Origin of the sequence: Bacillus sp. FJAT-42376 (assembly GCF_003816055.1) — a bacterium.
Classification (GTDB): Bacteria; Bacillota; Bacilli; order Bacillales; family Bacillaceae; genus Metabacillus_B.
The window spans coordinates 3,176,422-3,203,200 of record NZ_CP033906.1; the positions used below are offsets into that span (position 1 = coordinate 3,176,422).

At 45.5% G+C, this 26,779-nt stretch carries 22 protein-coding genes; 3 read left to right on the forward strand and 19 right to left on the reverse strand.

Annotation, left to right across the window (positions count from 1 at the left end):
• Positions 1–26: 26 nt before the first annotated feature.
• The 13 genes from CEF21_RS16010 to CEF21_RS16070 all read right to left on the reverse strand — a co-directional run bounded on the left by CEF21_RS16010 (position 27) and on the right by CEF21_RS16070 (position 18,149).
• Complete coding sequence (locus tag CEF21_RS16010; RefSeq protein WP_123918089.1) at positions 27–935, reverse strand: Gfo/Idh/MocA family oxidoreductase; 909 nt, start codon at positions 933–935, stop codon at positions 27–29.
• A gap of 6 nt (positions 936–941) precedes the next feature.
• The gene (locus tag CEF21_RS16015; RefSeq protein ID WP_123918091.1) at positions 942–2,723 is read right to left on the reverse strand and encodes a heparinase II/III domain-containing protein; all 1,782 of its coding nucleotides are present in this window, start codon (positions 2,721–2,723) and stop codon (positions 942–944) included.
• An 81-nt stretch (positions 2,724–2,804) separates the two neighbouring features.
• On the reverse strand, positions 2,805–4,352 hold the full coding sequence (locus CEF21_RS16020; RefSeq protein ID WP_241156692.1) for an extracellular solute-binding protein: 1,548 nt from the start codon (positions 4,350–4,352) through the stop codon (positions 2,805–2,807).
• A gap of 57 nt (positions 4,353–4,409) precedes the next feature.
• On the reverse strand, positions 4,410–5,285 hold the full coding sequence (locus tag CEF21_RS16025) for a carbohydrate ABC transporter permease (RefSeq protein WP_123918093.1): 876 nt from the start codon (positions 5,283–5,285) through the stop codon (positions 4,410–4,412).
• A gap of 22 nt (positions 5,286–5,307) precedes the next feature.
• Positions 5,308–6,213, reverse strand: a complete 906-nt coding sequence (locus tag CEF21_RS16030) for an ABC transporter permease (RefSeq protein ID WP_123920313.1) — start codon at positions 6,211–6,213, stop codon at positions 5,308–5,310.
• A 129-nt stretch (positions 6,214–6,342) separates the two neighbouring features.
• Entirely contained in the window at positions 6,343–6,960 is a 618-nt protein-coding gene (locus CEF21_RS16035) for a YesL family protein (protein ID WP_123918095.1), read from the reverse strand.
• A 17-nt stretch (positions 6,961–6,977) separates the two neighbouring features.
• Positions 6,978–9,122: a heparinase II/III domain-containing protein gene (locus CEF21_RS16040; protein WP_164462219.1), complete on the reverse strand. Its 2,145-nt coding sequence runs from the start codon at positions 9,120–9,122 to the stop codon at positions 6,978–6,980.
• A 402-nt stretch (positions 9,123–9,524) separates the two neighbouring features.
• On the reverse strand, positions 9,525–12,425 hold the full coding sequence (locus CEF21_RS16045) for an Ig-like domain-containing protein (protein WP_164462220.1): 2,901 nt from the start codon (positions 12,423–12,425) through the stop codon (positions 9,525–9,527).
• Between the two features lie 122 nt (positions 12,426–12,547).
• Positions 12,548–13,978 carry an extracellular solute-binding protein gene (locus CEF21_RS16050; RefSeq protein ID WP_123918101.1) on the reverse strand — a complete coding sequence of 477 codons (1,431 nt, stop codon included), beginning with the start codon at positions 13,976–13,978 and terminating at the stop codon, positions 12,548–12,550.
• A gap of 11 nt (positions 13,979–13,989) precedes the next feature.
• A complete protein-coding gene (locus CEF21_RS16055) occupies positions 13,990–14,997 on the reverse strand; it encodes a dienelactone hydrolase family protein (RefSeq protein ID WP_123918103.1) in 1,008 nt (335 codons plus the stop codon).
• Positions 14,973–16,769 (reverse strand): NHL repeat-containing protein, encoded by a 1,797-nt coding sequence (locus tag CEF21_RS16060; protein ID WP_123918105.1) that lies wholly within the window; start codon positions 16,767–16,769, stop codon positions 14,973–14,975. The genes CEF21_RS16055 and CEF21_RS16060 overlap by 25 nt, the downstream gene beginning before the upstream one ends.
• Before the next feature lie 127 nt (positions 16,770–16,896).
• Positions 16,897–17,241 (reverse strand): LapA family protein, encoded by a 345-nt coding sequence (locus CEF21_RS16065; protein ID WP_123918107.1) that lies wholly within the window; start codon positions 17,239–17,241, stop codon positions 16,897–16,899.
• Positions 17,242–17,243: 2 nt separating this feature from the next.
• Entirely contained in the window at positions 17,244–18,149 is a 906-nt protein-coding gene (locus tag CEF21_RS16070) for a cation diffusion facilitator family transporter (protein WP_123918109.1), read from the reverse strand.
• Positions 18,150–18,275: 126 nt separating this feature from the next.
• Between CEF21_RS16070 and CEF21_RS16075 the strand changes: the two genes are divergently transcribed.
• Positions 18,276–18,401: a DUF4023 family protein gene (locus tag CEF21_RS16075; RefSeq protein ID WP_123918111.1), complete on the forward strand. Its 126-nt coding sequence runs from the start codon at positions 18,276–18,278 to the stop codon at positions 18,399–18,401.
• A gap of 32 nt (positions 18,402–18,433) precedes the next feature.
• Here CEF21_RS16075 and secDF read toward each other — a convergent pair whose 3' ends face one another.
• Together secDF and CEF21_RS16085 are read right to left on the reverse strand one after the other, a co-directional pair.
• Positions 18,434–20,683 carry a protein translocase subunit SecDF gene (gene secDF, locus CEF21_RS16080; RefSeq protein ID WP_123920315.1) on the reverse strand — a complete coding sequence of 750 codons (2,250 nt, stop codon included), beginning with the start codon at positions 20,681–20,683 and terminating at the stop codon, positions 18,434–18,436.
• Between the two features lie 35 nt (positions 20,684–20,718).
• Positions 20,719–21,012: a post-transcriptional regulator gene (locus CEF21_RS16085; RefSeq protein WP_123918113.1), complete on the reverse strand. Its 294-nt coding sequence runs from the start codon at positions 21,010–21,012 to the stop codon at positions 20,719–20,721.
• Between the two features lie 142 nt (positions 21,013–21,154).
• Between CEF21_RS16085 and spoVB the strand changes: the two genes are divergently transcribed.
• A complete protein-coding gene (gene spoVB / locus CEF21_RS16090) occupies positions 21,155–22,732 on the forward strand; it encodes a stage V sporulation protein B (protein ID WP_123918115.1) in 1,578 nt (525 codons plus the stop codon).
• Here spoVB and CEF21_RS16095 read toward each other — a convergent pair.
• Positions 22,729–23,382, reverse strand: a complete 654-nt coding sequence (locus tag CEF21_RS16095) for a DUF421 domain-containing protein (RefSeq protein WP_123918117.1) — start codon at positions 23,380–23,382, stop codon at positions 22,729–22,731. The genes spoVB and CEF21_RS16095 overlap by 4 nt on opposite strands.
• A 162-nt stretch (positions 23,383–23,544) precedes the next feature.
• On the opposite strand from CEF21_RS16095, the gene CEF21_RS16100 reads away from it, so the two are divergent.
• On the forward strand, positions 23,545–23,922 hold the full coding sequence (locus tag CEF21_RS16100; RefSeq protein WP_123918119.1) for a TIGR04086 family membrane protein: 378 nt from the start codon (positions 23,545–23,547) through the stop codon (positions 23,920–23,922).
• Between the two features lie 291 nt (positions 23,923–24,213).
• On the opposite strand, the gene yajC is transcribed toward CEF21_RS16100, so the two are convergent.
• Genes yajC through queA form a run of 3 tightly spaced genes read right to left on the reverse strand, consistent with a single transcriptional unit; the run spans position 24,214 to position 26,762 of the window.
• A complete protein-coding gene (yajC, locus tag CEF21_RS16105; protein ID WP_338777345.1) occupies positions 24,214–24,492 on the reverse strand; it encodes a preprotein translocase subunit YajC in 279 nt (92 codons plus the stop codon).
• Between the two features lie 37 nt (positions 24,493–24,529).
• Entirely contained in the window at positions 24,530–25,681 is a 1,152-nt protein-coding gene (tgt, locus tag CEF21_RS16110; protein ID WP_123918121.1) for a tRNA guanosine(34) transglycosylase Tgt, read from the reverse strand.
• A 55-nt stretch (positions 25,682–25,736) separates the two neighbouring features.
• Entirely contained in the window at positions 25,737–26,762 is a 1,026-nt protein-coding gene (queA, locus tag CEF21_RS16115; RefSeq protein WP_123918123.1) for a tRNA preQ1(34) S-adenosylmethionine ribosyltransferase-isomerase QueA, read from the reverse strand.
• Positions 26,763–26,779: the final 17 nt, after the last annotated feature.

The window sequence follows — 26,779 nt, forward strand, 5'->3', positions numbered from 1 at the left end:
CCAACACCCGCCCATACAAATTCTCTCTAATCATCGGAGTGCAATTTCACTTTTTCACCGCCGCGTTCCCGGCTTTTATTTACTGCTTCAATGAAATGAATGATTTCAAGCGTTTCCTCATTCTCCGGAACCGGAATCCCGGTTTTAGAGAATTCAACGGTTTTCTCAAGGAGGGATGCGTAATAAGGCTTCTTCGTTTTGCTCAAGTTCAGTCGCACTTCCCTGTCTTTGGCGGCAGCAACTACTTCAAAATCTGCCGGTTTATTCTTTATCCCGCATAGGAGTCCTTTTCTTCCCCCGCTCCACTCGCACAGAATCATTTCCATATCGCTTCTTACGGCTGTCTGTACACTTTTACACCCTTGGCCCAATAGGGAATAGAGCATTTCGGCAAGATGTATGCCATACCAGAAATACCCTGGCTGTGTCTCTTCAAAAGAAAGGGGTCCTATACATTCTGCATAGGAAATTTTCTCTTTCCCGGATGACAGGAAAGCTTGAAGCGGCTCACCGAATCGGAGAGAAGAGCTGCTCATCAAAGGGACGTTCCGCTTTTTGGCCAGATCCACTATTCTTTTTGCAGAGTCTGAAGAAACAGAAAAAGGTTTATCTATAAAAACCGGGACGCCGAAGGAACAAACTTTCCGAAAAAGCTCTTCATGTTTCCTTCCGTCTACTGATGTAATCCAAATCGCATCACTCTTGGCTGCTGCTGCTTCCGCTGTTTCTGCCAACTCGACCTGAAACTGATCTCTCAAAACAGAGGTATAGTAATCCACCCTGTTTTTACTTAATGCAAAGTCATCTGACTCCCCACGGTAAGCGCTTATAATGGAAACTCCTTCTATATAAAAAGGGTTCTTCGGATTCATGATGAGATCGGCAAAAATTTCTGCATGGGACGTATCAAGTCCGATCATCGATATCTTCAGCATCTCCTCTCATCCTTTCAGCCGGAAATCAAAATGCCAAGTAAGCCTTTCAACCTTATTCACCCGGTAAACAGCATAGAACATCCAGCAGGTTTTTTCGGATCCATCATGTTCCTGATAAGAAATGGTTTCGACTCTTATCCTTTCAGGCTGCTGATCCGGTGTCCCTATAGCGATACCCCGTTTTGTTTCCCAAACAGCTGACCTGCCGTCCCATTCGGGCTGAACAGAAGCCATCCACCTTTCCGTGACGTGAATCATGCCTTTTGTCTGGAATGTATCTTCAATCGACAGGTCGGCACCGTATTTTCCGATCTTCCACAGGAAGCTTCTGCTAAAAAACCTCAGATCTTCCACATCGTAGGCTTTCGTTAGATCCATTGAAAGAAAGGCGCTTTTACGGCCGGTTTCTTGCTTGATCAGAACAGCTGCGGATTCGCTCCCTGGCTTTTGTTCTTTCCCCTGAATAGCAGGAACCGAGTGGCTTTTGGAAGAGGGTTGGAGGTGTTCGTATCGTTCCCTGCCAAAATAGCCTGCTGTATAAACTCCCGCACCTAAATCCACAAATAGATTCTCTCCGAATGCATGCACCATAAATGAGCCGAGATCATTGTGATTATGAGGTTCCCCGTTCTTTCCGCCTTTAGCATAAAAAGCAAACTCTCCCGAATGATGGATCACGGTCATAGCGGATGGATAATAGGTCGTTATTCTCTCTGCATGTTTAGTCCATTCCGAATCAGGATGATGCCACCATAGATTCCGTGTCATATGACCGAACCGGAAGCACGGGTCGTCCTGCAACTCAGGCTTCGATGGAGGCGAACCTGAACGATCAGGAAATTCCCGGTTCAGGAAGGTCTGTATACCTGGATGGATTTTCATCTTAGAGGAATCCGAATACGTGAAGGCATGGTTTGGCTGTATGAGCACTGCATCAGAATAGGCGCCGATGTTGGAGATTTTCCGTTCCTGAAACAAATCCACCCCTGCAGAGGCTCTCAGCATCTGGGCAAAGTAGATGAAATAGCCAAAACCGTACTCCCAGTAAGCTAAGCCTTCGAGGCAGTATCCATCATCACCGTAGCCTTTCAAAAAATAATCGAGTGACCGGGCAATCCTTGGCAGAATGATTTGTTTTTCCTTGTCTGAGCCGATCATTAAAACCGTCATACCTATACACGAACCGCACACCCCGGACCAATTATCCGTCCTCTTCTCCCAATTGTATGCACACGCAGGATCACACATCGGCGAGATAATCCGCCTGTCTATTTCACTTTTTATCCTTTCTGCCACCAGCGCATCCAGCTTATCTCCAAGGATCAGAAGGATTTCAGAAAGAGAATGGGCGGTTTCCGCAGAAAATAAGTCAATCTCTGGACACAGCTGCTCTTTAGCGAGTCTTACCGGCTCTTTCATATGCGCAGGCACACACCACGACCATTCACTGCAAATCTCCCAAACGATATCCTCAAGTGCTTTTACATGCTCCTCCTTCCCCTCCATAACAGCCATGATATAAGCAGTCCCAAGCATGAGCCGTCTATGAAAATATCGTTTCTCAAAACCGGTTCTATTTCCCGTTTCGAAAAATTCTTTCCACTGTCTAAATGCCGCAGACGGAACCGGCTGATCCTGAGCAGCATCAGTTAATTGAGAATAGTAGGTTTTAAGGTTCTGATGGATAAACACTCTTCTTTTTGTTTCGCGAATAGGAAATCCATAGAGATCCTGAAAATCAACAGGCCTGTAATCGGTAAACACTTGCAGCAGATCTAATCCTTTCACGATTTCCACCTTCACATGTTAAATACATGTATTTTTAAAATAAAAGGGGCTCAGGATCAATCCAACCCAGCCCCCGTTTTCCTACTTCCAGTAATCCTTATCTTTAATCTGCTTGTTGTATTCTTCAATCATCTTTTGACCGCCCATGTTTAAAAATTCGTCCACCATCTTATCCCAATCGGAAATTGGACGCTGGCCGGCAATCATTTTTGCCTGTTCATCAAAAAGGAACTGATCAAATTCTTCTTTTTTCTGCTGGGCCGTCTCGGAAACCAGTCCGTTTACCGGATTCATATAATGCTTCGTGCTTTTATGCATTTCTTCCAGCTCTTTTGCCAGATTGGATACTTTTTCAACTTTGTAATCTTTATAAAACTCATTTACCTCTTCATTTGGCGGCCACATGGCATTGTCTACATAATAAGTAGATGGCGTTTTCCCTTCTGTTGCGAAGTTGGGGTCGAGTACCGCAGCTCCATCCTGCATGCTGTAGCCGGATCCTTCATGTCCCCACCACCAGTCAAAATTTTTATTATCCGGTGTCCGCTCTTCACGCGGATAGAAGGTACGGCCGAACTCCATCATATCCAGGATTTTCTCGATTTTCCCCGGGTCTTTTGCCAGATCGGCTGAGAGCGCTGTAATGCCGCCATAGCCAGATGTTGCCGTATAGCCTGTGTTGCCGTCCGGATCCGCAAAAGGATACAGCGGGGCGAATTCAGCATTCGGCTGAAGCTCAAGCAGACCCTGAAAATAGGCTTCAGACATTCCTCTCGGTGCTCCTACAAATATCCCTGCTTTGCCGGAGAAAAATTCTTTATTGGTATCCGGCCATGTAAGGACCGCATAATCCTGGGTAATCGCTTTTTCTTTGTAAAGGTCAGCAAACATCTGAATCATTTCTTTGCGCGCATCAGAGATGATTCCCGGAATATAGCTGCCGTCTTTATCTTTATGGAGCCATGACTCTGCATTCCAGTAAGCCCCCATATCAAAATCGGGATTGATTTTTTCACCCATTGCGAATCCGTACGTATCATTTTTTCCATTTCCGTCCGGATCATTTTTGGTGAAAGCCAAGGCCACTTTTTTTAGTTCATCATAATTTTTCGGCATGTCAAGGCCGAGCTTATCGAGCCAGTCTTTGCGGATCATCGGAGTCAGGTCAGCCTCTGGATAATAGGTCGGAATTCCATAGATTTTTCCGTTTACCTTCATCGACTCCCAGATGTGATCGGGTACATTTTTTAACGTTTCATACTTATCAATGTAGGAATCAAGCGGTAAAAAGGCTCCTTGACCGGCCCACTTTCCATATCTCGTGTCCACCGCTTCAAATCCAACCATATCAGGAACATCCCCTGATGCGACAACAGCCGAAAGCTTTTCCTGATAATCTGCCTGAGGAACAAATTGCACTTGATAATCTACGTTAAATTTTTCATTGATCATTTTCAGTCCCTCTCCGTCCTTTGGAGGCGGATCACCAAAACGATAATCAATCGCAGTCACTGTATATTTCTTATTTGGATCTTTCTCTTCCGATTTTGATGCCGGATCATTGGATGTACATCCCCCTGCGAGCAGAATACCTGCCATTAAAAGACTGAAGCCTTTCGCTCTCTTCATCCCTATCCCTCCGTTTGCCGTAATTGACCCCAATAAATTTACTGTCATCAGCCATCTTCATCCTTTAACAGATCCAAGCATCACCCCTTTAGCAAAATGCTTTTGCAGAAATGGATACACAAGCAAGATCGGCAGTGTGGCAAGCAAGATGGCTGCCATCTGAATGGTTTCAGGAGGCGGCGGGCTTTCAAGCATCGCTGCCGTACTTCCCAGTGCTGAATTCGGTTCATTGATGACGACAATCTGCCTCAGAACAACTTGGATCGGCCACATGGACGGATCATTTAAGTAGAGGATTCCGGTAAAGTAGTTGTTCCAGTGCATAACCGCATAAAACAGTCCAAAAGCGGCCAGGGCAGGCTTCGAGAGGGGCAGGACAATTTTCCAGAACACCTGTCCTTCATTGGCTCCGTCAATCAATGCAGCATCATGAAGCTCTTCCGGTATATTCATAAAAAACTGTCTCATCACGATTAAATAGAATGGACTGATGGCCACCGGGATAATTAACGACCAAATCGAATTCAGCAGTCCCGTCGCTTTAACCACTAGATAGGTCGGAATCATTCCGGCACTGAAAAGAATGGTAAATAGAACAAACATGATAAAAAATTTCTGACCTGCAATGGGCCTCGCTAAGGCATAAGCCATCGTAGAAGTGAAAAACAAGTTAACGATCGTTCCTGCTACCGTAATGAAAATGGTGACTCCAAGCGATCGTACAAAATTATTAGAACTGAGAATGTATTCATACGCATCCGTTACCCAAGCCTTTGGCCAAAGCAAAAAGTCATTGTTCAGAAAATCCGATAAAGAGGAGAAGGATACCGTGAATATATAGAGAAAGGGGAAAACCATGACGATTGCGATCAGAACAAGCGCCAGCATATTGAACCCTTCCAGAATCCGGTCAGACAGTGATCGGTGATGCATTTTCATCACATCCTTTCATTCGTTAGTAAAGACCTTCCTGTCCGAATCGCTTGGCAAGCCGGTTAGCTGTGACTACAAGAATCAGTCCGACTGCTCCTTTAAAGAGTCCGACCGCTGTTGCAAATCCATAGTCTGCCTGCTGAATGCCTTTAAAGTACACGAAGGTATCCAATACATTCCCGACATCCATATTGAATGGATTCAGCATCAGGAAAATCTGCTCAAACCCGCTGTCTAAAACGTTGCCGAGTCTTAAAATCAGCAAAATCAAGATGGTGCTTTTCAGAGCCGGAAGCGTGATGTACCATATTTGCTTCAGGCGGCCGGCTCCATCCATAATGGCGGCTTCATACAGCTGCGGATTAATTCCGGATAAGGCAGCCAGAAAAATGATCGTCCCCCACCCTGCTTCTTTCCATATGACCTGAAGAACAATCAGCGGCTGGAAAAAGGCAGGGTTTGTCAGAAACGGGATCGAATCCAGACCGCCGGCTGTCAGCATACTGTTGATCAGGCCTTCGCTGCGCAGGAAAATAACCGTAATCCCGACCACGACCACCCACGATAAAAAATGGGGAAGATAGATAATAGACTGCACGACCCGTTTAAACGCCTTGCTTCTCACCTCGTTCAGCATAATGGCGAGAATGATTGGAACAGGGAAAGCAAAAACAATCTGCAGGAATGAAAGACTGAGCGTATTCCAGATCACTTGAATGACGTCACTGTTTGAAAAAATCTTTTGAAAATGAGCGAAGCCGACCCACGGACTGTCCACAATCCCCTGAAACGGATTGTAATCCTTAAAGGCAAGAACAAGGCCGAGCATGGGGATGTATTTATAGATTAGGAAATAAAGCAATCCCGGAAGCAGCAGCAAATACAAATATCGCTGTTTTGCAAATGCCCGCTTTGCTTTTGCTGCCATTGTGATTTTACGAACGGGAAGCTTTTCATTCAGTTTAGGGACGGCCTCAGTATGAGCGGGCTGATTGTCCATGAAATCTCTCCTTTGTATACCTGTATAGAACTTGTATTCAATACATCAGAACAGGTTCTAGCCCGCTCTTGAAGCCTGCAGTCTGTGAAATCTTCTTCCGCACGCCCACTCGATAAAACAAACCGGCACTGATACGGCATAGAATGGAAGAAGGCCCGGAATAAAGAAGAAAACCGCTCCGATCAGGATCAAACCGGCCGTCAGCAGAAAAAAGGTTGCCGGATAGCCAAGAAGAAGATAGAGCGCATTTTTCAAATATCCTGCTAAGCTCTTCATCTCGAAATTCACATACAGCGAGAACACAGTAACCCATCCAAAGAGCCATAGAACGAAGATAATAAAACATAAATAAGAGGCTAAAAGTGCATAAATCGATGAGAACATCCGGAAAAAACTATAATCAATATAAAGAACCGCTCCAATGGAAAAAGTAACGTAACCCAGTTTATTTGCGTTTTTCCATTCCTTCCGATAGTACGAACGGAATACGCTGCCGATTTTCTGCTCCTCGCCTTTAAACATGGAACGAATTGTATGATGGGCTGCGGCTGTTGCGGGAAAAACACCGAGGAAAATTCCGCCGGCGAATGTATGCATCAGCCAAAGGATATTCAGCCAGGCGAGCCTGGCCCCCCAATCACACAGTTCCAGCAGCTTTCCGCTTATGCCGCCCATGAAACCCCCCCTCTCTTTTATAAATTGATCGTTCTTATAAGCTTTGAATCTGCTAAATATTGAATTTGGGCTTTTTCTTCCTCTCCGGGGAGTTTAAGAAGCCATTCCTCCCTGGCTTCATCCATAAAGATCTTCAGCTTTTGATCTTCCTGGAGCCATTTAATCCTGCAGGGGCTTTTTTGTTTTGAAATTCCGGGAAGGATGATCGTCAGTAGGCTGTTCTCCTCACTTTCCACTTCCATATAGGTTCCGTATTTTTCCGCTCCCTTAAACACTTTATGAACGGCATGGACCGCCTCTTTTGGCCAATGTACTTCCGCTGAATGGCGATCTCCTTCGATCAAAAAAGATTTCCCAGGCAATGATTCATGGATGTGAAGTTCGGCTCCTTTTGACGTCAGGCGGGATTTCGTATGGAATAAATACGACACTTTGTCCGTGTCATTCCTTTTCTTAACTTGATCCCAGATAATATAGATTCCAAGACGGTCAGAAAAAATAATGGTACGGCTGAACAATTTAAGGCGCCCTTCATAGCTTTCGGCTGCTTCCCCTTTCATTCGAAGCCAGCCTTCCTTATCTTCCAATACGAAAATTGAGCCTCCTCCCCTTTTACTCTGTCCTTCTCCGTTAACCAGGACGGTATTATGACCGATTGTCTGATTTGTAAATTCATTTCCTGGTCCGGGAACATAATCCTGATAGCCTGGATCTGTGAGCAGCCATTCCCCTCCTGCATTCAGGATAAAGCTATTTTGATCAAAGTGGTTATGCCCCCTTGCAGAGGGACCTGAGGTGAAAGAGAGGACACTGTCATTTGCCCCCCACCCGGTTCTTACCGCACCAAGACCAATAGACTGAAAGACTTTTCCATATGTCCCTTTATAAAAATCATCAGGGCTCAGCGGCTTGATGGAAAGCTCAGGATACAAGAGCTGTTCTGAAGAGTCGGGGCAAAACCGTTCAATGTACCATTTCGCCACCGGATGCTTATTGCTGCTTGCCAGAAAATACATCAGTGCCGCAAGCTCCAGTCTGTTAAACGAATCGGAGAAATTACTAAACTCCGGCACACCGCCTGCTCCCATCAGCCAGAAAAACTGGTCCGGCAGAACTCTTTTGAAGTAAAGATGGCTGCTTAAACGGTCATCACCCGTTTTTTTCCGAAGAGCATCAGCAGCCAGTAAGATATGCTGAACGGCTACAGCCGTATAAAGCAGGCCTTCGGTTTCTCTAGCAGAGGATTTTCCATCAAGGTAGATTTGCAGATAACGGGAAGCGGTTTCTATAAATTTAGCAACGTGAGGAAAATCTTCGTACACAACAAGACATCCAATCAGCAGGGCGCATTGTTTTGAACAGACAATATTGTGCTGGTCAAAATTACTGTGATCTGCAGCAAGGGGACGGATTCCATGGGTAAGAATGGCCTCTTTTACTACTCTTGCTTCCTCTTCGGCGAGCAGGTGTCGGATGGAATCAAACCCAATAGCCACTCCGAGCAGGAAATGGGCGTTGCTCAAGTTCCCTTCCGAACCCCGGCGGGGAAATTCATACCATCGGGTAAAATCCGCAAGACCCAATAAGTACTCTTTTATTTTTTCAGCAAATTTTTGCCGTCCCGTTAATTGGAATGCGATGCTCAATCCTTTAATCCTCTCTTCTACTCTTCTTGAAAACATCGTCCAATAAGGGTATTCCGTATATCCAGGCGGATCGTTCAGCTGTTCCGGCTGAAGAATGGGGATTGAGACTGTCATCGTATGGGATGCCTTTCCGTATGTAATAAGGAGCTCTTCCTCTTTCAGATATTCTTCTGCCAGGCTAATTGCCTTTTCACCTATTTGAAGAAAAGACGCTGCATTCTCTGATTGGGGGGCGACATGAATCAGTTTTTTATTTAAAGCGCTTACATTTATTTTTTTTCCAGCAGCTAAAATTTTTATTTTTTTCCTCACTGTCGCATCGCTGCTTTTGACATCCATGTGTGTTTCTCCTTCTTTTAATGCAATCAGATGCCCGTCGGAGATTTTAAGAAGTTCAGGCGCTGCCACGCTGATATGAGGGCTGAATCCAGCGGGGCTGTGAAACCACTTAACCTGAGCTTTTTCTCCAACGACGAGTGTGCTGATATCAAGCACTTCAAATGCTCCCGCTGACATATTCGTTCCTCCCTTTGCATACATGTATTTCACTTGTATGTAATGTTATGCGAGATGGCTGTTTAGTATGTATCTACCCATAAATTATCACAATTTACTGACAAATTCAATGTCTTTTTCATTTTTCTGGAAAAGAGAAAGAGCTTTCCAATAAGTCCGATTTTAAGCTTCTCTCTATTTTTATCTTCCGTCTGTTTTGCTGATTGCCTCTTCAGGCTGCTTGCTATCCTAGGCGGGCGGTGCTCTCAGCCAAAATCAAGCACCTTCCGAATAGCACTGCTGGGATTGGTCTGAAATACATGTTAAAACAAGCCCCCTGGATGCTCATTCACGAAGCACTCAGGGGGTTTTAGTTTTGTTTATCTTTTCTCTACAGGACTGTTCAGACAGCCCTGTCCCCTTTTAAGTTCCAACCTGAATCGTGACCGCATCGCTCTTGGTTCCATTTTTTAAAACAGCGGTAATAACAGCCTCTCCCGATGAAAGGGCCTTTACTGTCCCATCCTGTTCCACACTGGCCACCCCGCTGTTGCTGGAATACCACTGGATCTCTTTGTTTGTAGCAAAGTCAGGAATGACGGAAGCTTCAAGTTTAACGGCCTCACCCTCTGACAGGGACATTCTTTCCGCTTTCAACTCTACCGCTTCTGCCCGAATAACAGGATCTTCAATCGTATAGCGCCAAATATTATTTCCAGTAGACAGCTCGTCTCCTTGTGCAAAATAAAAATTCCCCATTGAATCTTCCGCTAACTTTTTGGCGTTCTGCTTAAGAGGCGTCACTTCTTTCGTCGTTTTGCTGATTTTATAGAAGGTCTGATCCACGGTTACGTATAAGTCGCCGTCTGGCCCTTCTTCCATATTTCCGCCCACCCGGTAACTGCGGACTCCGGGAAATTTTACTTCCTGATAAATCGTCTTGTTCTGAACAGGATCATAGATAAACAATGTATCCTGGGCAATTCCCCATATCTTTCCGTCCTGATCCGCATGCAGGTAGCTTACAGATACTTTTCCTGGAACCGGAGCGATTTCATTTGTTACTCTTGATGATGCAGGGTCCCATGTAATGAGCCTTGCTTCTTTTTCTGTGGGATCCGCGCCTGTTCCTCCGAAAATACTGGATCCTGCATAGACCTTTCCTTTAGATGCTTTCACAGATACGATGCTCTGGTTTGGAACGATATTCCGGTTGATCATCAGATTCCCGGTCGAACGGTTATAAATAGAAAGGGTTCCGCCGTTCTTCCCGTAATCCGGAACAGTACCCATATAGACTTCATCACGTTCAGGAATCGAGTCCATTGCTACAGGACGGTTTTGTTCATTTGGCCCATGGAGGTCAAACAGAAATTTCATATTTGTTCTGCGGTTCCAAGGGAGCGAAGAATCGTATTCATAAATTCTGGCCATTGGATAAACCCCAAAATACATCTTGCTTCCAATGGAGGCCATGCCCTCTACCTGACCGAGACCTGTCTCCTGCCTGGTTAATCCGGTCAGGGGATTATAAATTCCAACGTCACCGCCTATGAATCCGCTGCTGTAAATTTTCCCGTCCGGGCCTCCGAGAACATTATAAATATTAGTAGGCTGGGGCGGAAGCGGCAGAACCGTTTTTTTCAGCGCACCCGACTCCAGATTATACTTGAAAAACCGGCCTTCATAATTTCCTGTAAAGCCGACAAGCGCTATACCGCTGAATGGAGGCTCTGAGAGCGGCTGAAATCCGAATCCAATGACCGGCTGCTCCAAATTCACCGGTGCTCCGCCGGATGTCACGGGGGATGCTGTTTTTGAATCTACGTTATATTGATAGAGAATGCCAGATGATGTGTAAAATACCGATTTCCCATCAGGTGACAATGGAGAGACACCTCTGGACTGGGCTGTCGTTTCATAGTCAACTGCGAGCGTTTTTTTATCGGCTACGACGAGCTTGAATTCGGGTTCCAGCTTAATAAACAGCTTTCCTCCCTGAATCTGAAGGTCATAAACGGAAATATAGGATTTGTACTTTTCAGGCAAAACGTTCCGTTTCTCCCCGGTTTTAATGTTGTATTTGATCAAATGAGCATGTGCACCCACTCCTGCATAGACCGCGTTTTCTTCCGGATCATAGGCAACACTTCTTACGTATTCTTCCCCGGGCACCATTTCCCCGAAATCCGTAAACCCCTTTGCCGGATCGTATTCGAAGATGTGTCCGTCAAAATAGGTTCCTCCGTATACCTTCCCGTTTTCTCCCGCTGTCAAATCCCAAATAACGGTTTGTTTCGGCACAGGTTTGCCCAGCACTTCTGCCTCGCTGCTCCCCGGCACATATTTATACAGTGTCCCATTTGGGGTAGAACCGGCATAGACCGTCCCGTCTGACGCCACCGTTACAGCCCATGCAGCTTCCGCTTCAGGAAGCGGGATAATCCTTTTGATTTGTTCCGTTTCTACATCCGTTACAACAAGCAGTGCCGGCCGTCCGGCCAAGACCGTATAGGCGGATGGGCGGCCGTTCTCATCTTTTCCAAAGGCCCCTCTCATCGCCAGCAGTTTTTCAATTTGAGTACCCAGATCTTGAAAGGAAGGGAGAACTTCGGCAGTTTTTACGGTCTCTGCAATGACATCCCCATGCGGATTTGTGAGCTCAACTTTGAATGTGTAGGTTCCTGCCTTGGAAAATCTCCATTCCGTTTTCAGTGTTTCACTATGGTCTTTTTTTAAATCGATATCCGTCAGCAAATCTCCTGTATTCTTTACCGCCTTAACCCTTTCGCTTCGGTGAACCGCGATCAGATCACCAGGTCCGGACAATTTGGATAGATGCACATCGATGTTTTCCGCTCCTCTTTTTTTCACACTGGAAGCAGATATTGAAATCGGGGCCGGTGTATAAGCTCCCGTTAAAATTTGTTCAGGCAAATCAATAACCGTCTGATAAACCGACTGGGTATTATCTTGTATCACTTCAACCACCGCCTCAGTCTTTATGCCTTTGTACTCGGCAGTCAGCACTGTTTTTCCAGGGCTTAATCCTTTTACTGCCTGTCCATCCAGTATAGCAATTTCAGGATCTTTTATCTTGAGAGAACTCCCGCTCACAATGATAGCGCTTCCATTTTCCTTTTTTGCTAAAACGGTGATCCTTTTCCTTTCACCTGTCTTCACTTTCACTTTCTCCGGAACAATCTGGATTGATTCCACATCGTCCGCTGCAGCTCTCGCATGAAATGGGCTCCATATTATGAAAAAAGCAAGAATCATGAGCGTTAAACTTCTGACTGCGTATCTCTTTCTGTCTGTTGGCATCCTTATCCTCCCCATCTGGATGTATTTTCCTTGTTCACTCTTACAAATGTAATGAACTGGAATGGCTTCGTCAATTCATTTGACGAAATTTTCAGAAATAAGCAGAAAATAAGAAAACCGGATTATGAATCACATCCGGCTAATTGACTATTCAGCAGCTTTTCAATTCGTTCACATGCATCTTTCGGACTCTCCATCGAGGCCCAGACAAGATTCAATTCATTTTGAAGAATTTCCATTTCCTGCGTATGCAAGTTCAATTCGCTTACAGGAATGGCATATGGCAGCACTTCTTTAAACGCATTATAATTCTTCGGATGAATGTCCGGATTCAAAAGGGTGTCATCTTCCGCAACTTTTTTTAAAGCTGGAATTGTGCATCCATTTTCTTTAAGAATCGTTTGAGCTTTCTCCCCCGCCATAAAATCCGCGAGGGCCTGAGAAGCCCCTTTCGCCTCGGAATTTGCATTAACCGCAATTCCGCCTCCAAGCAAAAGCGTTGCTTTTCTCTCTTTTTTCGGAAGCGGGAGAATGTCCCATTGTATATCCTGATTCCGGAATTCATTTAAGTAATAATACGTAGTTAAGATCATCGCAACTTTCTCTTTATTAAAGATATCTTCAGCCAGCTGATTGCTTCCATGTGTAAAAATCGGTGAAACGCGGTGCTTATACATCAAGTCCACACAGTACTGCAGTGCTTCGATATTCGCTTCATCTGCAAGTGTGAAACGGCTGCGGTTGGAGGTCATGAGCTTTCCTCCATTTTGAAGAACAAACACCGGCCAGCGGTGAAAGGAGGAAGAAAAACAAAATCCATAATGCTCTACAAGTGTCTTGTCTGCCCCTGTTTTCGTCGTTTTTAATGCGGCCTGAAGCAAGTCTTCCCAGCTTTCCATCTTTTGGAGTCCCGGCATTCCTGCATCTTTAAAAAGTGTTTGGTTGTAGCATATGACAACCGGCGAAAACAGAAACGGTGTAGCATAAACGCTGCCGTTATGGGAAAACATCTCGAAAATCTGGCGGTAGCTGTTCTTTTCGGTCATGCGCGGCGACTGGTAGGGATCCATTAAATGCACGCGGCCGCGCTCTGCGAATTCCCGGAATTGGGAATCGGAAACGATAAAGGCATCGGGTCCAGCACCCATTTCAATCAAATCAATAAGCTGCGGGACATACTCTGTTTCCGGCATAATTTTCAAATGCACTTTTATGTGGGGATGCGTCCGTTCAAATTCATTCAGAATCTTTTCCACGCTTTCCACTTCATAAGAAGTGGAATACCAGGCAAGTGTAACAGTTGTTATATTGGCTGCTGAATCAAGCGTAACCCGATTCCCTTTTCCCGGTATTTTTTCAATAAAGCCTTCTTCGACAAGCTGGGCAAGCCCTTTTCGAATCGAGACGCGGCTGATCTCATATTTGTGGCTGAGCTGATGCTCAGGAAGCAAATATTCTCCCTTGCGAATCCTTGTGCTGACAATCTCGTCCTTCAATTCATTCATAAACTGATTATATTTTCTTTCAAAATCATTTTCTCTGCGTAATTGCATGAGCACCTCTCCTAGCGGGTAGTGAACTTTAAATAACGGTCTAAAAATTGATAGGAATGCTCCCGGATCGCGGATGGGAACTCATGCCCGCTGCTGCCGATCATCCAGTCAAATGAATCCTTTTCTGCCAATCCATCATATACCTTCTGCACTTCAAGAATCCCGTTTAACGCTTCTTTCCAGTGAGGAAAAACCGGATCGTTCCGGCACATCCACAAAAACAGCGGCACCGGAGCACATAAACTTAAGATTTCATGAAAATCAAACGGAATTTCCCCGTTGTCAATCCAATCGCTTATAACCGGAAAATGACTGAACCAATCCCGCTTTCCCCATCGGTGGCGCTCTGGGTCTCCTGCCATCATACTGAATCCGCAGCTGCAAACGATCGCTTTAATCCTCTTCTCGACTGTTGCCAAAAAATAAGCATTATACCCGCCCAGAGAGTGACCGATTACCCCAATCCGATTCTGATCTGTCTCCTGCATGGACGCAAGCACTTCAATCCCCTGGAGATGATCAGCCATCATCTTTCCCGCTGCCGTGCGGCTTGGATACCGTTCGTAAAACCCTTTTGTTTCAAACGGGCGCTCACCCTTTCCAACCCGGTCGCCCGCTGTAATGGTGTCCGGCGCCAGCACAGCATACCCCCGTTTAGCAAGCTCGATGCCATAAGACCGCTCTTTCCTGCCTGAACGATGGGCGATATCCATTTTGCCTTTTTCATCAGTCGGATGCAAAGCTAAGATTCCCGGGAGCTTTTCGCCTTCATAATGGGGCAGGAGCAAGAGGGCCGGGACAGTATCGCCATCTGGCGCGGTATATTCAATCCGCTTGCATACGTACCCTTCTTCCTCGGTCTTGCTGAGAACGGAATAATCCGGAGAACAAATGCTCCACTTTTCATTGACGATATTCAGCCACCGATCCATAATGATTTGTTTTTTGGTTCCCCACTCATGTGCTGAATTTCCAGTTAAAATGGATGTTACCTTTACAGCCTTAAAACTTCCCTCCACTTTGCATCGCCTCCGCTGATCTGCATCGATAAAAGACTGGTTCCCGAGCAAAAATACAGTTCTGATCCGATGATGGCTCCGCCGCTTGTGATGTTTTCCTTTACCGGTAAACAGGAGACATAATGGCTATGGAAATCCACTTTCCATATCGCACTTTCAAGTAAAAAAAATGCAAAATCAGCCGTTTGAATACAACCTCCTCTAACGGGCTTGCCGAATGCCGAACAGTTTTCAAGCTTATCAGCAGCCAGTGTACGGCTGTCAAACCGAAAGAAAAGAGAGGATTGTGTCATGCCGTATCCGGTGTTTCCGCTTACACAAATATGCGAGATTTCTTTTTCAAGCGGAAAAGGTACCGATACGTTTTCTATTTTTTTATTTTTCCAGTTTAATTTATATAAAACGGCTTCTTCCGCCATTTGCCGGGCCCCGCCCGGTGTAAGAATGCTGGTCGCTCCGATCATGTCTCCTTTAGAATCAAAAGCAAGGCTGACCGTACTCTGATCGGGTATGACCTGTCCGGGGGGCAAAAGATCAATTTTCCCCTTTTCAGGAAAATAGATTCCGAGGGAGCCTCCTCTTTCTCCATAACCGGGAAAACCCGAAAACACTATACATCTCTCATTTGGATGGACAGCACAATCACGGGGTCTGTGAATAGCCTCAGTCTTTCCGATCAGTTTTGGATTTCGGTTTGGAGCAAACGGCTTCTTCAAGGAGAATTCATACATTTTTCCGCCTGCATAGGCAAAACCAATCATCGTGCTGTCATCTAAAGAAGCATACGTGCAAATGTTTCCGCCCCCGCCTTCTTCAAGCGACCCTAAAAGTTTGGTGCCTCTCTTATCAGCCGTGAATAGCTTCATTGGATGCATGCTCGTTCCATACAATTTCCCATCCGGAGCAGCTGCAACAGCGCTAAGCTCTGCACCTCGTGTTTTGTAAAACAGCGAGATCGATTTGCCAGTAAGTTTTAGTTTTTTTTCTGCTAAATCAGAAGCCTCTAATTGATCCGCTCCTGTCAGTTGCCCGTGACATGTATGAAATCCTTCTCCCCAATATTCCGGATCATCTTCAGGAGGCGGAATTTCCCTCACAGCTTTTCCACCGGCCAGTTCAGCCCAGTCTTGATCACGGTCACTCATTCTCAAAGCCCGGGTTTTATATTGGCCATATACTCTTCCGCCATTTCCCTTGCGTACATAGCCTGTTCCAGGGACAGCCGAGTCCCGGGCAATGATCGAATGTTCTCCGGTTGCCGGATGGAAAGCCGCAATACTGGGATTTTCTGTACCCAATCCGATATAAATCCACCCATCCCCGCCTGCAGCCATTGTCCCGGCATACCGGGATTCGCTTTTTAATGAAGGAAGACGCCTCAGCCTTAATCGAACAGGATCAAATTCTGAAACGCATAAATTGGGATAGGAAACGAAATAGACCAGTCCCCCGGGCCCTTCTGTCAAAGTAAAAACGGCCGCCTCGTCTGCCGCATTTTCTTTAAAAACACACTTTCCTGCAAAAGGATCTATACAATAGAAAACCGAACCTGCTCCGGAACAGTACAGACCGCCAGAAGTGGCATACGAAACATATGGATACTCGCTGCTGTTCATACTAAGCTGAATGGTTTCTTCTGTTTCAGGATTTATAATAAGAAAAAAACCCTTTGCCGCAATCACGATTCTCTCCCTGCCAAACGCATCCCGGCAAACCGCTGCTGTTCTTGTTTCGCTGAGCTGCACAGGCGCTCCCCAGTTTTTCACCATCATCACCCTATCGTTAGACGTAAACAGGTTGTATACATGTATAGATTTATATTCTAAAAATTCAAAACTTTTGTCAATGTTTTTTTCAGTGCACAAGAAAAACAGCCGGTATGAACCGGCTGTTTTTCTGCTATTCTGTCATATGATTCCGTTCTGTCCGGCTTGGAAGTGTATCGTCATGGACCGGCTCTTTCGCCTGAAGCTCCTCATGGGAATGTACCGGTTTTTGTCTCTCTTCTTCCAGTTCCTTTTTCAGCATTTTGTTTTCTTTCCGCAAAGAGCGGATTCTGCTCATTCCGGAGAATCCTGCCATTAAGGCACCTATGAGAACTGAACCTAATACAATCAATATTAACGGCCATTGAGATTGGCCGAATAAGTAATCAACTTCTACTGGTTCCACATTCAACACAGCGAAAACCGCTACGATAAGTGCAAAAAAGATAACCAGCAATAAACTCCATTGTTTTTTCAAGTTTAATTCCTCTCTCTCTGCATGATGAATGGATTGACGTGAACGAATACCCGCTGTACCTCATCAAATTCACTAAGTGCAGCACTCACATTCTTTGCGATCCGATGCCCCTCCAGGACCGTGATAGACCCATGCACTGAAATTTTTACGTCTACAATGACATAATGTCCGTGCTCTCTTGCAAACAGTTCATCAATCCGCTCCACACCCGCAATATTTAAAATGGCGGCCCTCATTTCTGCCGTGTCCTCTTCATGCATCACATGATCAAGGGAAGCATGGATCGCCTCGCTTCCTACTTTCCATGCGGTAAACAGGACGAGGATGGAAACGGCCACACCAGCAAACGGATCTGCATAAAGGAGCCAGTCAATGTGCAGCCAGGAACCGGTTATGGCTCCCAAGATCCCGATCATGGCTGCAAGTGAAGCAAATACATCGGATCGATGATCATGGGCATTCGCAATTAGAGCTGCGCTCTTCAATCTTTTACCCAGTCTATAGTTATATTGAAACATTATTTCTTTTATAACAATCGCAGCAGCTACTGCGGCAATGGCAATGGGAGCAGGTGCTTTGGCAGGCTTAAAAAATGCTTCAAACGAGCTTTTGCCTATTTCAAAGCCGACAAGTGTCAATAGAACTGCAACGACGACTGCGGCGATGGTTTCTGCTTTTCCATGACCGTATGGATGGTCTTCATCCGGGGGCTTTTTCGCAAGGCGGATTCCGAATAAAACAACAAGTGATCCGGCTACATCCGAAACTGACATGGCAGCATCGGCGATGAGTGCTTTACTGCCCGATAGAAAACCGATTACACCTTTTAAAACAGCCAAGACCAAATTTGCACCAATACCTGCTGCTGCTGCCATTTGCACCTGTTTAAACCGGTCATCCTTTTTCATAACTGTCCCTCCCTGACTGAGGTCTCTTCTTATCTTATCCTGCGCATGAAGAATAATGAGCATTTGCTTTGTAAATTTCTCCGGATAGGACATATTATCAAGGACTAAACGAAGGGAGATGGAAAGATGGAAAAGTCCGATCAATTCGTAAAAGACCTGCACGAACGGCAGGAAAAGGATGAAGCAAACCGTGCACACCAGGGCAAAGGGAATCCGGGGAAAAAGTCACCGAGCAAAACACATAAGGGATAAAAAGAGGACCGCTTTGGCGGTCCTCCATCTGTTTACACCTCAGGGTGCTGGTTCGTATGCATTTCTTTCGTTTGATCATCTTTCTTTTTCAGAAATTCTTTTTTCTTTAAAATCAGCCAAAGCTGAGCAGCGATGAAAATTGAAGAATAAGCGCCGGAAATTAATCCGACTAGCAAGGCAATCGAGAAGTTCCGGATCGATTCGCTTCCGAAAATTAATAAGGCTACCGTCGTGATGACAACGGTTAACACCGTATTTACAGACCGGGTGAACGTTTGCTGCAAGCTTTTATTCACAATAATGCTCAAATCTTCAATGGATTTTACTTTTCGTTTCTTTTGAAGCTCGCGGATTCGGTCGAACGTTACGATGGTATCGTTAATAGAGTAGCCGACAATCGTAAGAATCGCGGCAATAAACGTCAAATCTACTTCCAGCCTTGTCAAACTGAAGAATGCGACAATAAAGAAGGCATCATACAGCAAGGCTACAATAGCAGACAGTCCCATTCTCCATTCATAGCGGATGGCAACATAGATGACAATTCCCAGGGAAGCCAGTAAAATTCCGTACAGCGCATTCTGGGCCAGCTCTTTCCCAACCTCAGAAGATACAGTGCTTACACTAGGCTCGCTGCCGTATTTTTCGCTGAACTTCGTTTTAAGTTTCGCAATATCTTCCTTACTCAGAACACCTACATATCTTGCAACCGCTGCTTCATTGTTAGTGCCTGCAAGAACAATTTCATCCGGTTCCATGTCAATGGATTTGAGGTCTGAATCGATTTGTTCAGCGGTTACAGGTTTCCCTGCATCGATTTGTACTCGCGTTCCGCTTGTAAAGTCGATTCCAAGATTCAATTTAAAAATCAATAAAATGATGATCCCTGCCGCAACCGTGATTCCTGAAAATGCAAAAAACTTATTGCGGTGTTTCAGGAAATCGACTTTGTCAAAGCGGGTCGGCGGATCTGTATGTTTATCGGTCTGGTGAATTTCAAGCATATGGCTCTTCTTCACACCAAACCATGATTTCTTCTTATCGAGCCAGCGGCTTTCCACTAGAAGTGACAGAAGAATTCTTGAAAGGAAAACAGCGGTTATAAAGCTTGCGACGATACTGACAAGAAGCATCGTAGCAAATCCTTTTACGGCACTCGTTCCGAAGAAAAACAGAACAGCACCTGCAAGCATGGTCGTCAGATTCGCATCAAAAATCGTCATAAATGAGCGGCGGTTTCCTGATTTAAAGGCCGAACGGACAGACTTGCCCAGCTTCAATTCCTCTTTTATCCGCTCATACGTGATGATGTTTGCATCAACCGCCATTCCGACACCAAGAATCAGGGCTGCAATACCAGGCAGTGTCAGCACCCCGTTCATCCAGTCAAACAGCTGAAGAATCAGATAAATGTAGGCACTTAATGTAATAACAGCGACTGCCCCTGGAAGACGGTAGTAGAACAGCATGAACAGGAAGATAATCGCAACACCGATGATTCCTGCCAACACAGTGGAGTGCAGTGCTTCTTCCCCAAACTTAGCTCCTACAGATGTCGAGTAGGTCTCATCCAGCTTCACCGGAAGGGATCCTGCGTTAAGCAGATTTGCCAGCTCTTGAGCTTCTTTAACAGAGAATTGACCGGTGATGACCACATCGGTTGTATCAAATACTTCATTTACATTCGGATCAGAAAGGAATTTCGGCTTCGCTTTGCCTCTTTCCTCTTTGTATTTGTCACCCGGCTGATAATCAAGCCAGATCACAAGCTGATTCTCAGGCTGCATGGCAACGATCTTGCTTGTAGCCTGCTTAAACTTTTCTTTATCCTTCAGCTTTACGGATACGACCGGCTGATTGGACTGCGGATCAAAGGTCTGCTTTGCCGCCCCCTGCACCAAATCCGATCCGTTTAGATATTCTTTATCATTCACATCGCGGAATGTTAATTGTGCCTCTGTAGACAAAATTTCACGTGCTTTGTTCTGATCTTTTACTCCTGCAAGCTGAACGCGGATGCGCTTGCCTTCAATCTGGATGTTCGGCTCGCTTACACCAAGAACGTTCGCACGGTTTTCGAGCGCACGTACCGTACTGACAAGGGCATCCCTGTCAATAACGTCCCCTTTATTAGCTGGCTTCACATCATACAGAACTTCGAATCCGCCCTGCAGATCAAGTCCTCTTGGAATATTTCCAGTTACATCGTTTGTTCTGAATCCAATAAGAGTCCCAATTAAAATTGTAATGAGAAAAAACGCAAGGATGCGCCCCCGCTTAATCATTATGTATCCTCCTTAGCTACCTGAACCCGCTGCTAAAGCAGTTCTTCAAGCATTTTGCTGCCTTCTTCGCTCCCAAACCAGTTTGGCATTTTATGAGATTCGACCGCTGCAAAATTCATGAATTCCCCTGCCCGAACAGACATGATGTCACTCACCATTTTATAAATCATTAATTCTTCCTTCTTTTTCCATTTCTTTTTCAATAAGTATGTCCACAATTCCTGCTCTGAGACGTGATCATAGCCTAATACGATAAACTCTTCCAGCTTGCTTTTCATAAAAGGCCTGACATGATGCCTGTACAGTTCCGCAGGATGCTTCTCCATTCGCGCACGCTCCTTTAACCATCTAGATAAGCAGTATACCGTACGATCGGCCTATGATCATGAAACTTGTCATGCTTGGCCATCTAACAGTCATATAGTAATTGTATATGAAAAGAAGCCATTTGAGAAGGCAGGGAAGGGAATGTCCAAGCAAACATTTTTGAAAGGAACGATTATATTAATCGCTGCAGGACTCATTACCCGAGTTCTCGGATTCATCAACCGGATTGTATTAGCAAGATTCGTCGGCCAGGAAGGGGTCGGCCTATACATGATGGCCGTTCCGACGCTCGTTTTAATCATTACGATCACCCAGTTTGGTCTTCCTGTCGCGATATCCAAACTTGTTGCAGAGGCAGATGCACAGGGCGATCAGAAGAGAATTAAAAAAATACTTGTTGTTTCCCTGGCTGTGACGGGCGGGCTGAGCATTGTTTTCACACCGGTCATTCTGCTTGCGGCGCCATTTCTGTCCCAGCATCTTTTTACCGATCCGCGCACCTATTATCCGCTCATTGCCGTTGCACCCGTTGTTCCGATTGTGGCCGTATCCTCAGTATTAAGAGGATACTTTCAGGGGAAGCAAAACATGAAGCCGGCAGCTTATTCGCAAGTGCTTGAACAAATCATCCGGATTTCGCTCATTGCCGTGTTCACCACTGCCCTTCTTCCTTACGGCATCGAATATGCTGCCGCAGGTGCCATGTTTTCTTCCGTTGCAGGCGAACTTGTTTCGCTCATTTATTTGTTTTTCATGTTTAAGCTGAAAAAGAAACTAAAAGTTCGAAAAGACTTTTTTCAATCCGTTAAAGCCGGCAAGGACACACTGAATGACTTATTGGCAATCGCCATTCCGACAACCGGAAGCCGGCTGATTGGATCTGTTTCATGGTTCTTTGAACCAATCGTAGTCGCCCAGAGTTTAGCGATTGCCGGAATCGGAACCGCATTGGCTACGAGGCAATATGGAGAGCTGGCGGGCTATGCCCTGCCGCTGCTCATGCTCCCATCCTTCGTGACCTTTTCTCTTTCGACCTCTCTCGTGCCAGCCATTAGTGAAGCAATGGCTCAGAAAAAAAAGAAGCTTGTTGAACACAGGCTCAGGCAGGCATTAAGGCTTTCGCTAGTAACAGGCGGCCTTTCAGCCGTTGTGCTTTATGTATTCGCTGAACCCCTAATGAAGGGGATGTACGGAAACGCAGATGCAGCCATTTTTGTTAAATTGATGGCCCCGTTCTTTATTTTTTACTACATTCAAGGGCCTCTGCAGGCTGTGCTGCAAGCGTTGAATCTTGCCCGCGCTGCGATGATTAACAGTCTGATTGGCGCTCTCGCCAAAACCGCTCTTATTTTTGCCTTGTCCACCAGACCCGAGATGGGAATAAAAGGAGCCGCACTTGCCATTGTCATTGGCATGATGGCTGTGACACTGCTTCATCTGGCAACTGTCATAAAGGTTGTGGCCCTGACCATTTATATTAAAGAATACGTATACAGTTTTCTGGCCATGGCTATAACCGGGATAGCAGGATACTACTCTTATTATCACTGGCTGCACAAGCTTGGAAATCTTCCGGGTCTAGTAACCGGCGTCTGCCTGTGTACCGGAATCTATTTAATTCTGCTGATTCAGCTTAAGCTCGTTCTGAAAGAAGAATTGAAGCGAGTGCCGCTTTTCGGCCCCGCCCTTGCAAAACTGATTCCCAATCCGCGCAGCTAATTCTGCAGATTCGATAAATCCACATAAAATACGCCATTTGTATAGCTGCAGTAAGAAATGTTCTGTATATCCTGATAGCCAAGTTTTCGGAGCTCCTGTCTAAGCCAGAGCTCCGATTTCCCGATTTTCTGCAGGTGCTGGGGCTGGATGGTGCCATCTACAATCAGGGGCAGTTCAAGCGTTTCCATCGGCTCTTGCTGTTTTTTTTGAAAAACATTCAATTTGCCTGAAGTCTCTAAAATCGCAAACTCCACATCAGCCAGACTTCGCACATCTTTCTCTCTCAGCTGCGTCATCAGATCATCAAAATTGTAGCGCTGGGATTTCATCGCTTTTTCATCAATCTTTCCGTTGCTGATTATGATGGTTGGCTTTCCATCAATCAGGGTCCTCACCCTTTCGCTTTTTAAAGACAGCATCGCCAGACCGAACTGAATGGCCAAAAGCAAAAGCATCGAAACAATGGAATGCATCAGCGGGTCCTCTGGAGACTCGATGGCCATGACTGCAAGCTCTGCAATCATAATAAATACAACTAAATCCAAAATACTTAATTCTCCGATTTCCCTTTTCCCCATCAAACGGAAAATAATAATAATCAGAAAGTACAATAACACCGTCCGGGCTATGATGATCAAATAAACCTCCATCCGAGCCCCTCCCTTCTCACATCGCTTTTTCTAGTTTGTACACCCGTAATCAATCCATGCGGAAAAGTTTCTGGATGGATTGATTCTAAAAGGAAAAGCTCCCGAATACCCTTACATTAGACGAGCATTAACAAGCATGCGCCAAAAGGGAGAGATGCTTAGATGGAAACAAAAAAATGGGGAAAAGCAATACTGAGCGGTCTTATTGCCATTTTTTCAGCAGCTGTAGCCATTAGCCTGATTTTTTCACTGCTTCTTAAATTCACAGGGATGACGGAACGATCCATTCAATGGATGCTCCTGGCCTTGTCCTTTATTACCTTGTTCATTGGGGGATTCATAGCGGGAGGAAAAGGAAAAGAAAAGGGATGGCTGCTCGGAGGAATGACGGCTCTCTGTTATACACTCATTATTTTATTGTTTCAGTTCCTTGGATTTGGATCTGCCCTCAAGCCGATGCAATTTCTTTATCACGCCGGATTCTTAGCCATAGCCATGCTCGGCGGGATGATTGGAGTGAATATGTCTTCTGATCGGTAAATAAGGAAGAAGGCGAAAGCCCGGGTGAAGCCCGGGCTTTTTATGATGGTTAAACTTGCTGGCCGATGCCTGGCAATGCTCTTTTTCATGATGATGCCTGGCATTCTTGCCTGGCATGACTCCTTTTCATTATGATGCCTGGCATTCTTGCCTGGCATGACTCTTTTTCCTGATGATGCCTGGCATTCTTGCCTGGCATTCCTATCGTTATGCATGACATTCCTTATAATGATTTAAATCCACGGCCTCCCTTCTTCTTCTCCCCGCTTCCATAAAAAAACAGAGAAAGCATTATGCTTCCTCTGTTTTTGCCAATACGGATTTCTCTTTTACTTCGCGGATTGCCCGGCGTTCAAACGTTAAACGGGAACCATCTCCGGCTTTTAGAACGGCCTTCTCTTCATCGATCGATTCAATCGTGGCGTGAAGCCCTCCAATTGTCACAACTTTGTCACCTTTTTGCAAACTGCTTTGCATTTGGCGGAAGGTTTTTTGCTGTTTTTGCTGCGGACGGATCAGCAGGAAATAAAAAATCGCAAACATTAGCACTAACGATAAAATCGTTGTCATGGAATTGCCACCCATATTCTTTCACCCCTTTCAAAGATTAGAAGTTGCGAGCGTTCGGCTTGTTGAAACCATATTGTTCAAAGAATTCGTCTCTGAAATCGCCAAGACGGTCTTCACGAATCGCTTGTCTAACTTGCTCCATTAATTTTAACAGAAAATGAAGATTATGATAAGACGTAAGTCTGATACCAAAAGTCTCTTCGCACTTAATTAAATGTCGAATATAGGCGCGGGAGTAATTTTTGCAAGTATAGCAGTCACAATTTTCATCAATCGGTCCAAAGTCTTTTGCATATTTTGCGTTTTTCACAACTAATCGTCCGGTACTTGTCATTAATGTACCGTTTCTGGCAATCCGGGTCGGCAGTACGCAGTCGAACATATCAATTCCTCTTATCGCCCCGTCAATCAGTGAGTCGGGAGACCCTACCCCCATTAAATAGCGGGGTTTATTATCCGGCATCCATGGTGTAGTGAACTCCAGCACCCGGTTCATCACATCTTTCGGTTCTCCTACAGATAAGCCTCCTACAGCATAGCCGGGGAAATCAAGTGATACAAGATCTTTTGCACTCTGTTTGCGCAGTTCTTCGTATTCTCCACCCTGAATAATGCCGAACAGCCCTTGATCGTTTGGACGCTGATGCGCATTCAGGCAGCGCTCCGCCCACCGGCTTGTCCTTTCCACTGATCTCTTCATATAATCATATTCAGCTGGATATGGAGGACATTCATCGAACGCCATCATAATATCGGAGCCGAGATCATTTTGAATTTGCATCGCTTTTTCCGGAGACAGGAAGAGCTTATCGCCATTCAAATGGTTCCGGAAGTGCACGCCTTCTTCCTCGATCTTTCGGAATTCGCTCAGCGAGAATACTTGGAACCCGCCGGAATCGGTCAAGATCGCCCGATCCCAGTTCATAAATTTGTGCAGTCCCCCAGCTTCCTTTACGATCTCATTTCCCGGACGAAGCCAAAGATGATACGTGTTGCTGAGAATAATATTGGATCCCATTCCTTTTAAATCTTCCGGGGACATTGTTTTTACTGTCGCCAATGTTCCGACCGGCATAAATGCAGGTGTATCAAAAGATCCGTGCGGCGTATGAACTTTTCCAAGCCTCGCACCCGTCTGTTTGCATGTTTTAATAAATTCGTACCGTATCGGTGATGATGAAGCTGTCACCGTCTCTCCTCCTCTATATGAAGCCTGTTATTCATTGTATCCAAATCTGATCTGTTTATAAAATAAGCATCGCATCGCCGAAGCTGAAGAAACGGTATCGTTCTTTTACAGCTGATTCATAGGCGTTCATGACATGTTCCCGGCCGGCTAAAGAACTAACCAGCATAATAAGAGATGACTTGGGAAGATGGAAGTTTGTAAGCATCCCGTCGATTCCTTTAAATTCGTAGCCTGGGTAGATGAAAATACTTGTCCATCCGCTCTCTTCACGGAACTTCCCGTCTGACGAAGCAATCGTTTCAAGTGTCCGCGTTGAAGTTGTCCCGACGGAAATAATCCGGCCGCCATTTGCTCTCGTTTCATTCAGCAGGCGTGCGGTGCCTTCCGTCATCTGGTAAAACTCTGCATGCATCTCGTGTTCTTCCACCGTTTCTGCACTGACTGGGCGGAACGTTCCAAGCCCGACATGGAGGGTAATATACGCGATTGACACTCCTTTTTCCTGAAGCTCATTTAGAATTTCCTCCGTAAAATGGAGTCCGGCAGTAGGTGCAGCCGCAGAGCCGGCTTCTTTGGAGAACACAGTCTGATATCGTTCCCTGTCATCGAGCTGTTCTTTTATATAAGGAGGCAAAGGCATTTCCCCAAGCGACTCCAGGACTTCATAAAAAATACCATCATAGGAAAAGTGAAGCGTTCTGCCGCCATGCTCCTGTTCTTCTACACAGGTTGCTGTTAATTTCCCGTCTCCAAACGTGATCACAGTCCCTGCTTTTACTCTTTTAGCCGGTTTAATCAGTGTTTCCCATGTGTCTCCTTCGGTTTGTTTCAGGAGAAGAACCTCGATTTTGGCCCCCGTATCCTCCTTCATCCCGAATAATCTTGCCGGCAGCACGCGTGTGTCATTCAAGACAAGACAGTCACCCGGCTGAAGATACTGGGTGATATCAGGAAAATGACCATGCACGATCTCTCCGCTTTTTTTATCCAGCTTCATTAAGCGTGAAGCATCTCTTTTTTCAAGCGGAACCTGGGCAATCAGTTCCTCCGGCAATTCAAAATCAAATAATTCTACTTTCATATTATCACCTGTTTTTC

Bases quoted from the DNA above. Each gene is read 5' to 3' on its own strand.
- CEF21_RS16020 (WP_241156692.1), bottom strand. From the start codon at position 4,352: ATGAAGAGAGCGAAAGGCTTCAGTCTTTTAATGGCAGGTATTCTGCTC.
- CEF21_RS16060 (WP_123918105.1), bottom strand. From the start codon at position 16,769: ATGATGGTGAAAAACTGGGGAGCGCCTGTGCAGCTCAGCGAAACAAGA.
- CEF21_RS16030 (WP_123920313.1), bottom strand. From the start codon at position 6,213: ATGGCAGCAAAAGCAAAGCGGGCATTTGCAAAACAGCGATATTTGTAT.
- spoVB (WP_123918115.1), top strand. From the start codon at position 21,155: ATGTCCAAGCAAACATTTTTGAAAGGAACGATTATATTAATCGCTGCA.
- CEF21_RS16100 (WP_123918119.1), top strand. From the start codon at position 23,545: ATGGAAACAAAAAAATGGGGAAAAGCAATACTGAGCGGTCTTATTGCC.
- CEF21_RS16035 (WP_123918095.1), bottom strand. From the start codon at position 6,960: ATGGGCGGCATAAGCGGAAAGCTGCTGGAACTGTGTGATTGGGGGGCC.
- CEF21_RS16075 (WP_123918111.1), top strand. From the start codon at position 18,276: ATGGAAAAGTCCGATCAATTCGTAAAAGACCTGCACGAACGGCAGGAA.
- CEF21_RS16025 (WP_123918093.1), bottom strand. From the start codon at position 5,285: ATGCATCACCGATCACTGTCTGACCGGATTCTGGAAGGGTTCAATATG.
- CEF21_RS16010 (WP_123918089.1), bottom strand. From the start codon at position 935: ATGCTGAAGATATCGATGATCGGACTTGATACGTCCCATGCAGAAATT.
- yajC (WP_338777345.1), bottom strand. From the start codon at position 24,492: ATGACAACGATTTTATCGTTAGTGCTAATGTTTGCGATTTTTTATTTC.
- queA (WP_123918123.1), bottom strand. From the start codon at position 26,762: ATGAAAGTAGAATTATTTGATTTTGAATTGCCGGAGGAACTGATTGCC.
- CEF21_RS16070 (WP_123918109.1), bottom strand. From the start codon at position 18,149: ATGAAAAAGGATGACCGGTTTAAACAGGTGCAAATGGCAGCAGCAGCA.
- CEF21_RS16050 (WP_123918101.1), bottom strand. From the start codon at position 13,978: ATGCAATTACGCAGAGAAAATGATTTTGAAAGAAAATATAATCAGTTT.
- CEF21_RS16045 (WP_164462220.1), bottom strand. From the start codon at position 12,425: ATGCCAACAGACAGAAAGAGATACGCAGTCAGAAGTTTAACGCTCATG.
- CEF21_RS16040 (WP_164462219.1), bottom strand. From the start codon at position 9,122: ATGTCAGCGGGAGCATTTGAAGTGCTTGATATCAGCACACTCGTCGTT.
- CEF21_RS16095 (WP_123918117.1), bottom strand. From the start codon at position 23,382: ATGGAGGTTTATTTGATCATCATAGCCCGGACGGTGTTATTGTACTTT.
- CEF21_RS16085 (WP_123918113.1), bottom strand. From the start codon at position 21,012: ATGGAGAAGCATCCTGCGGAACTGTACAGGCATCATGTCAGGCCTTTT.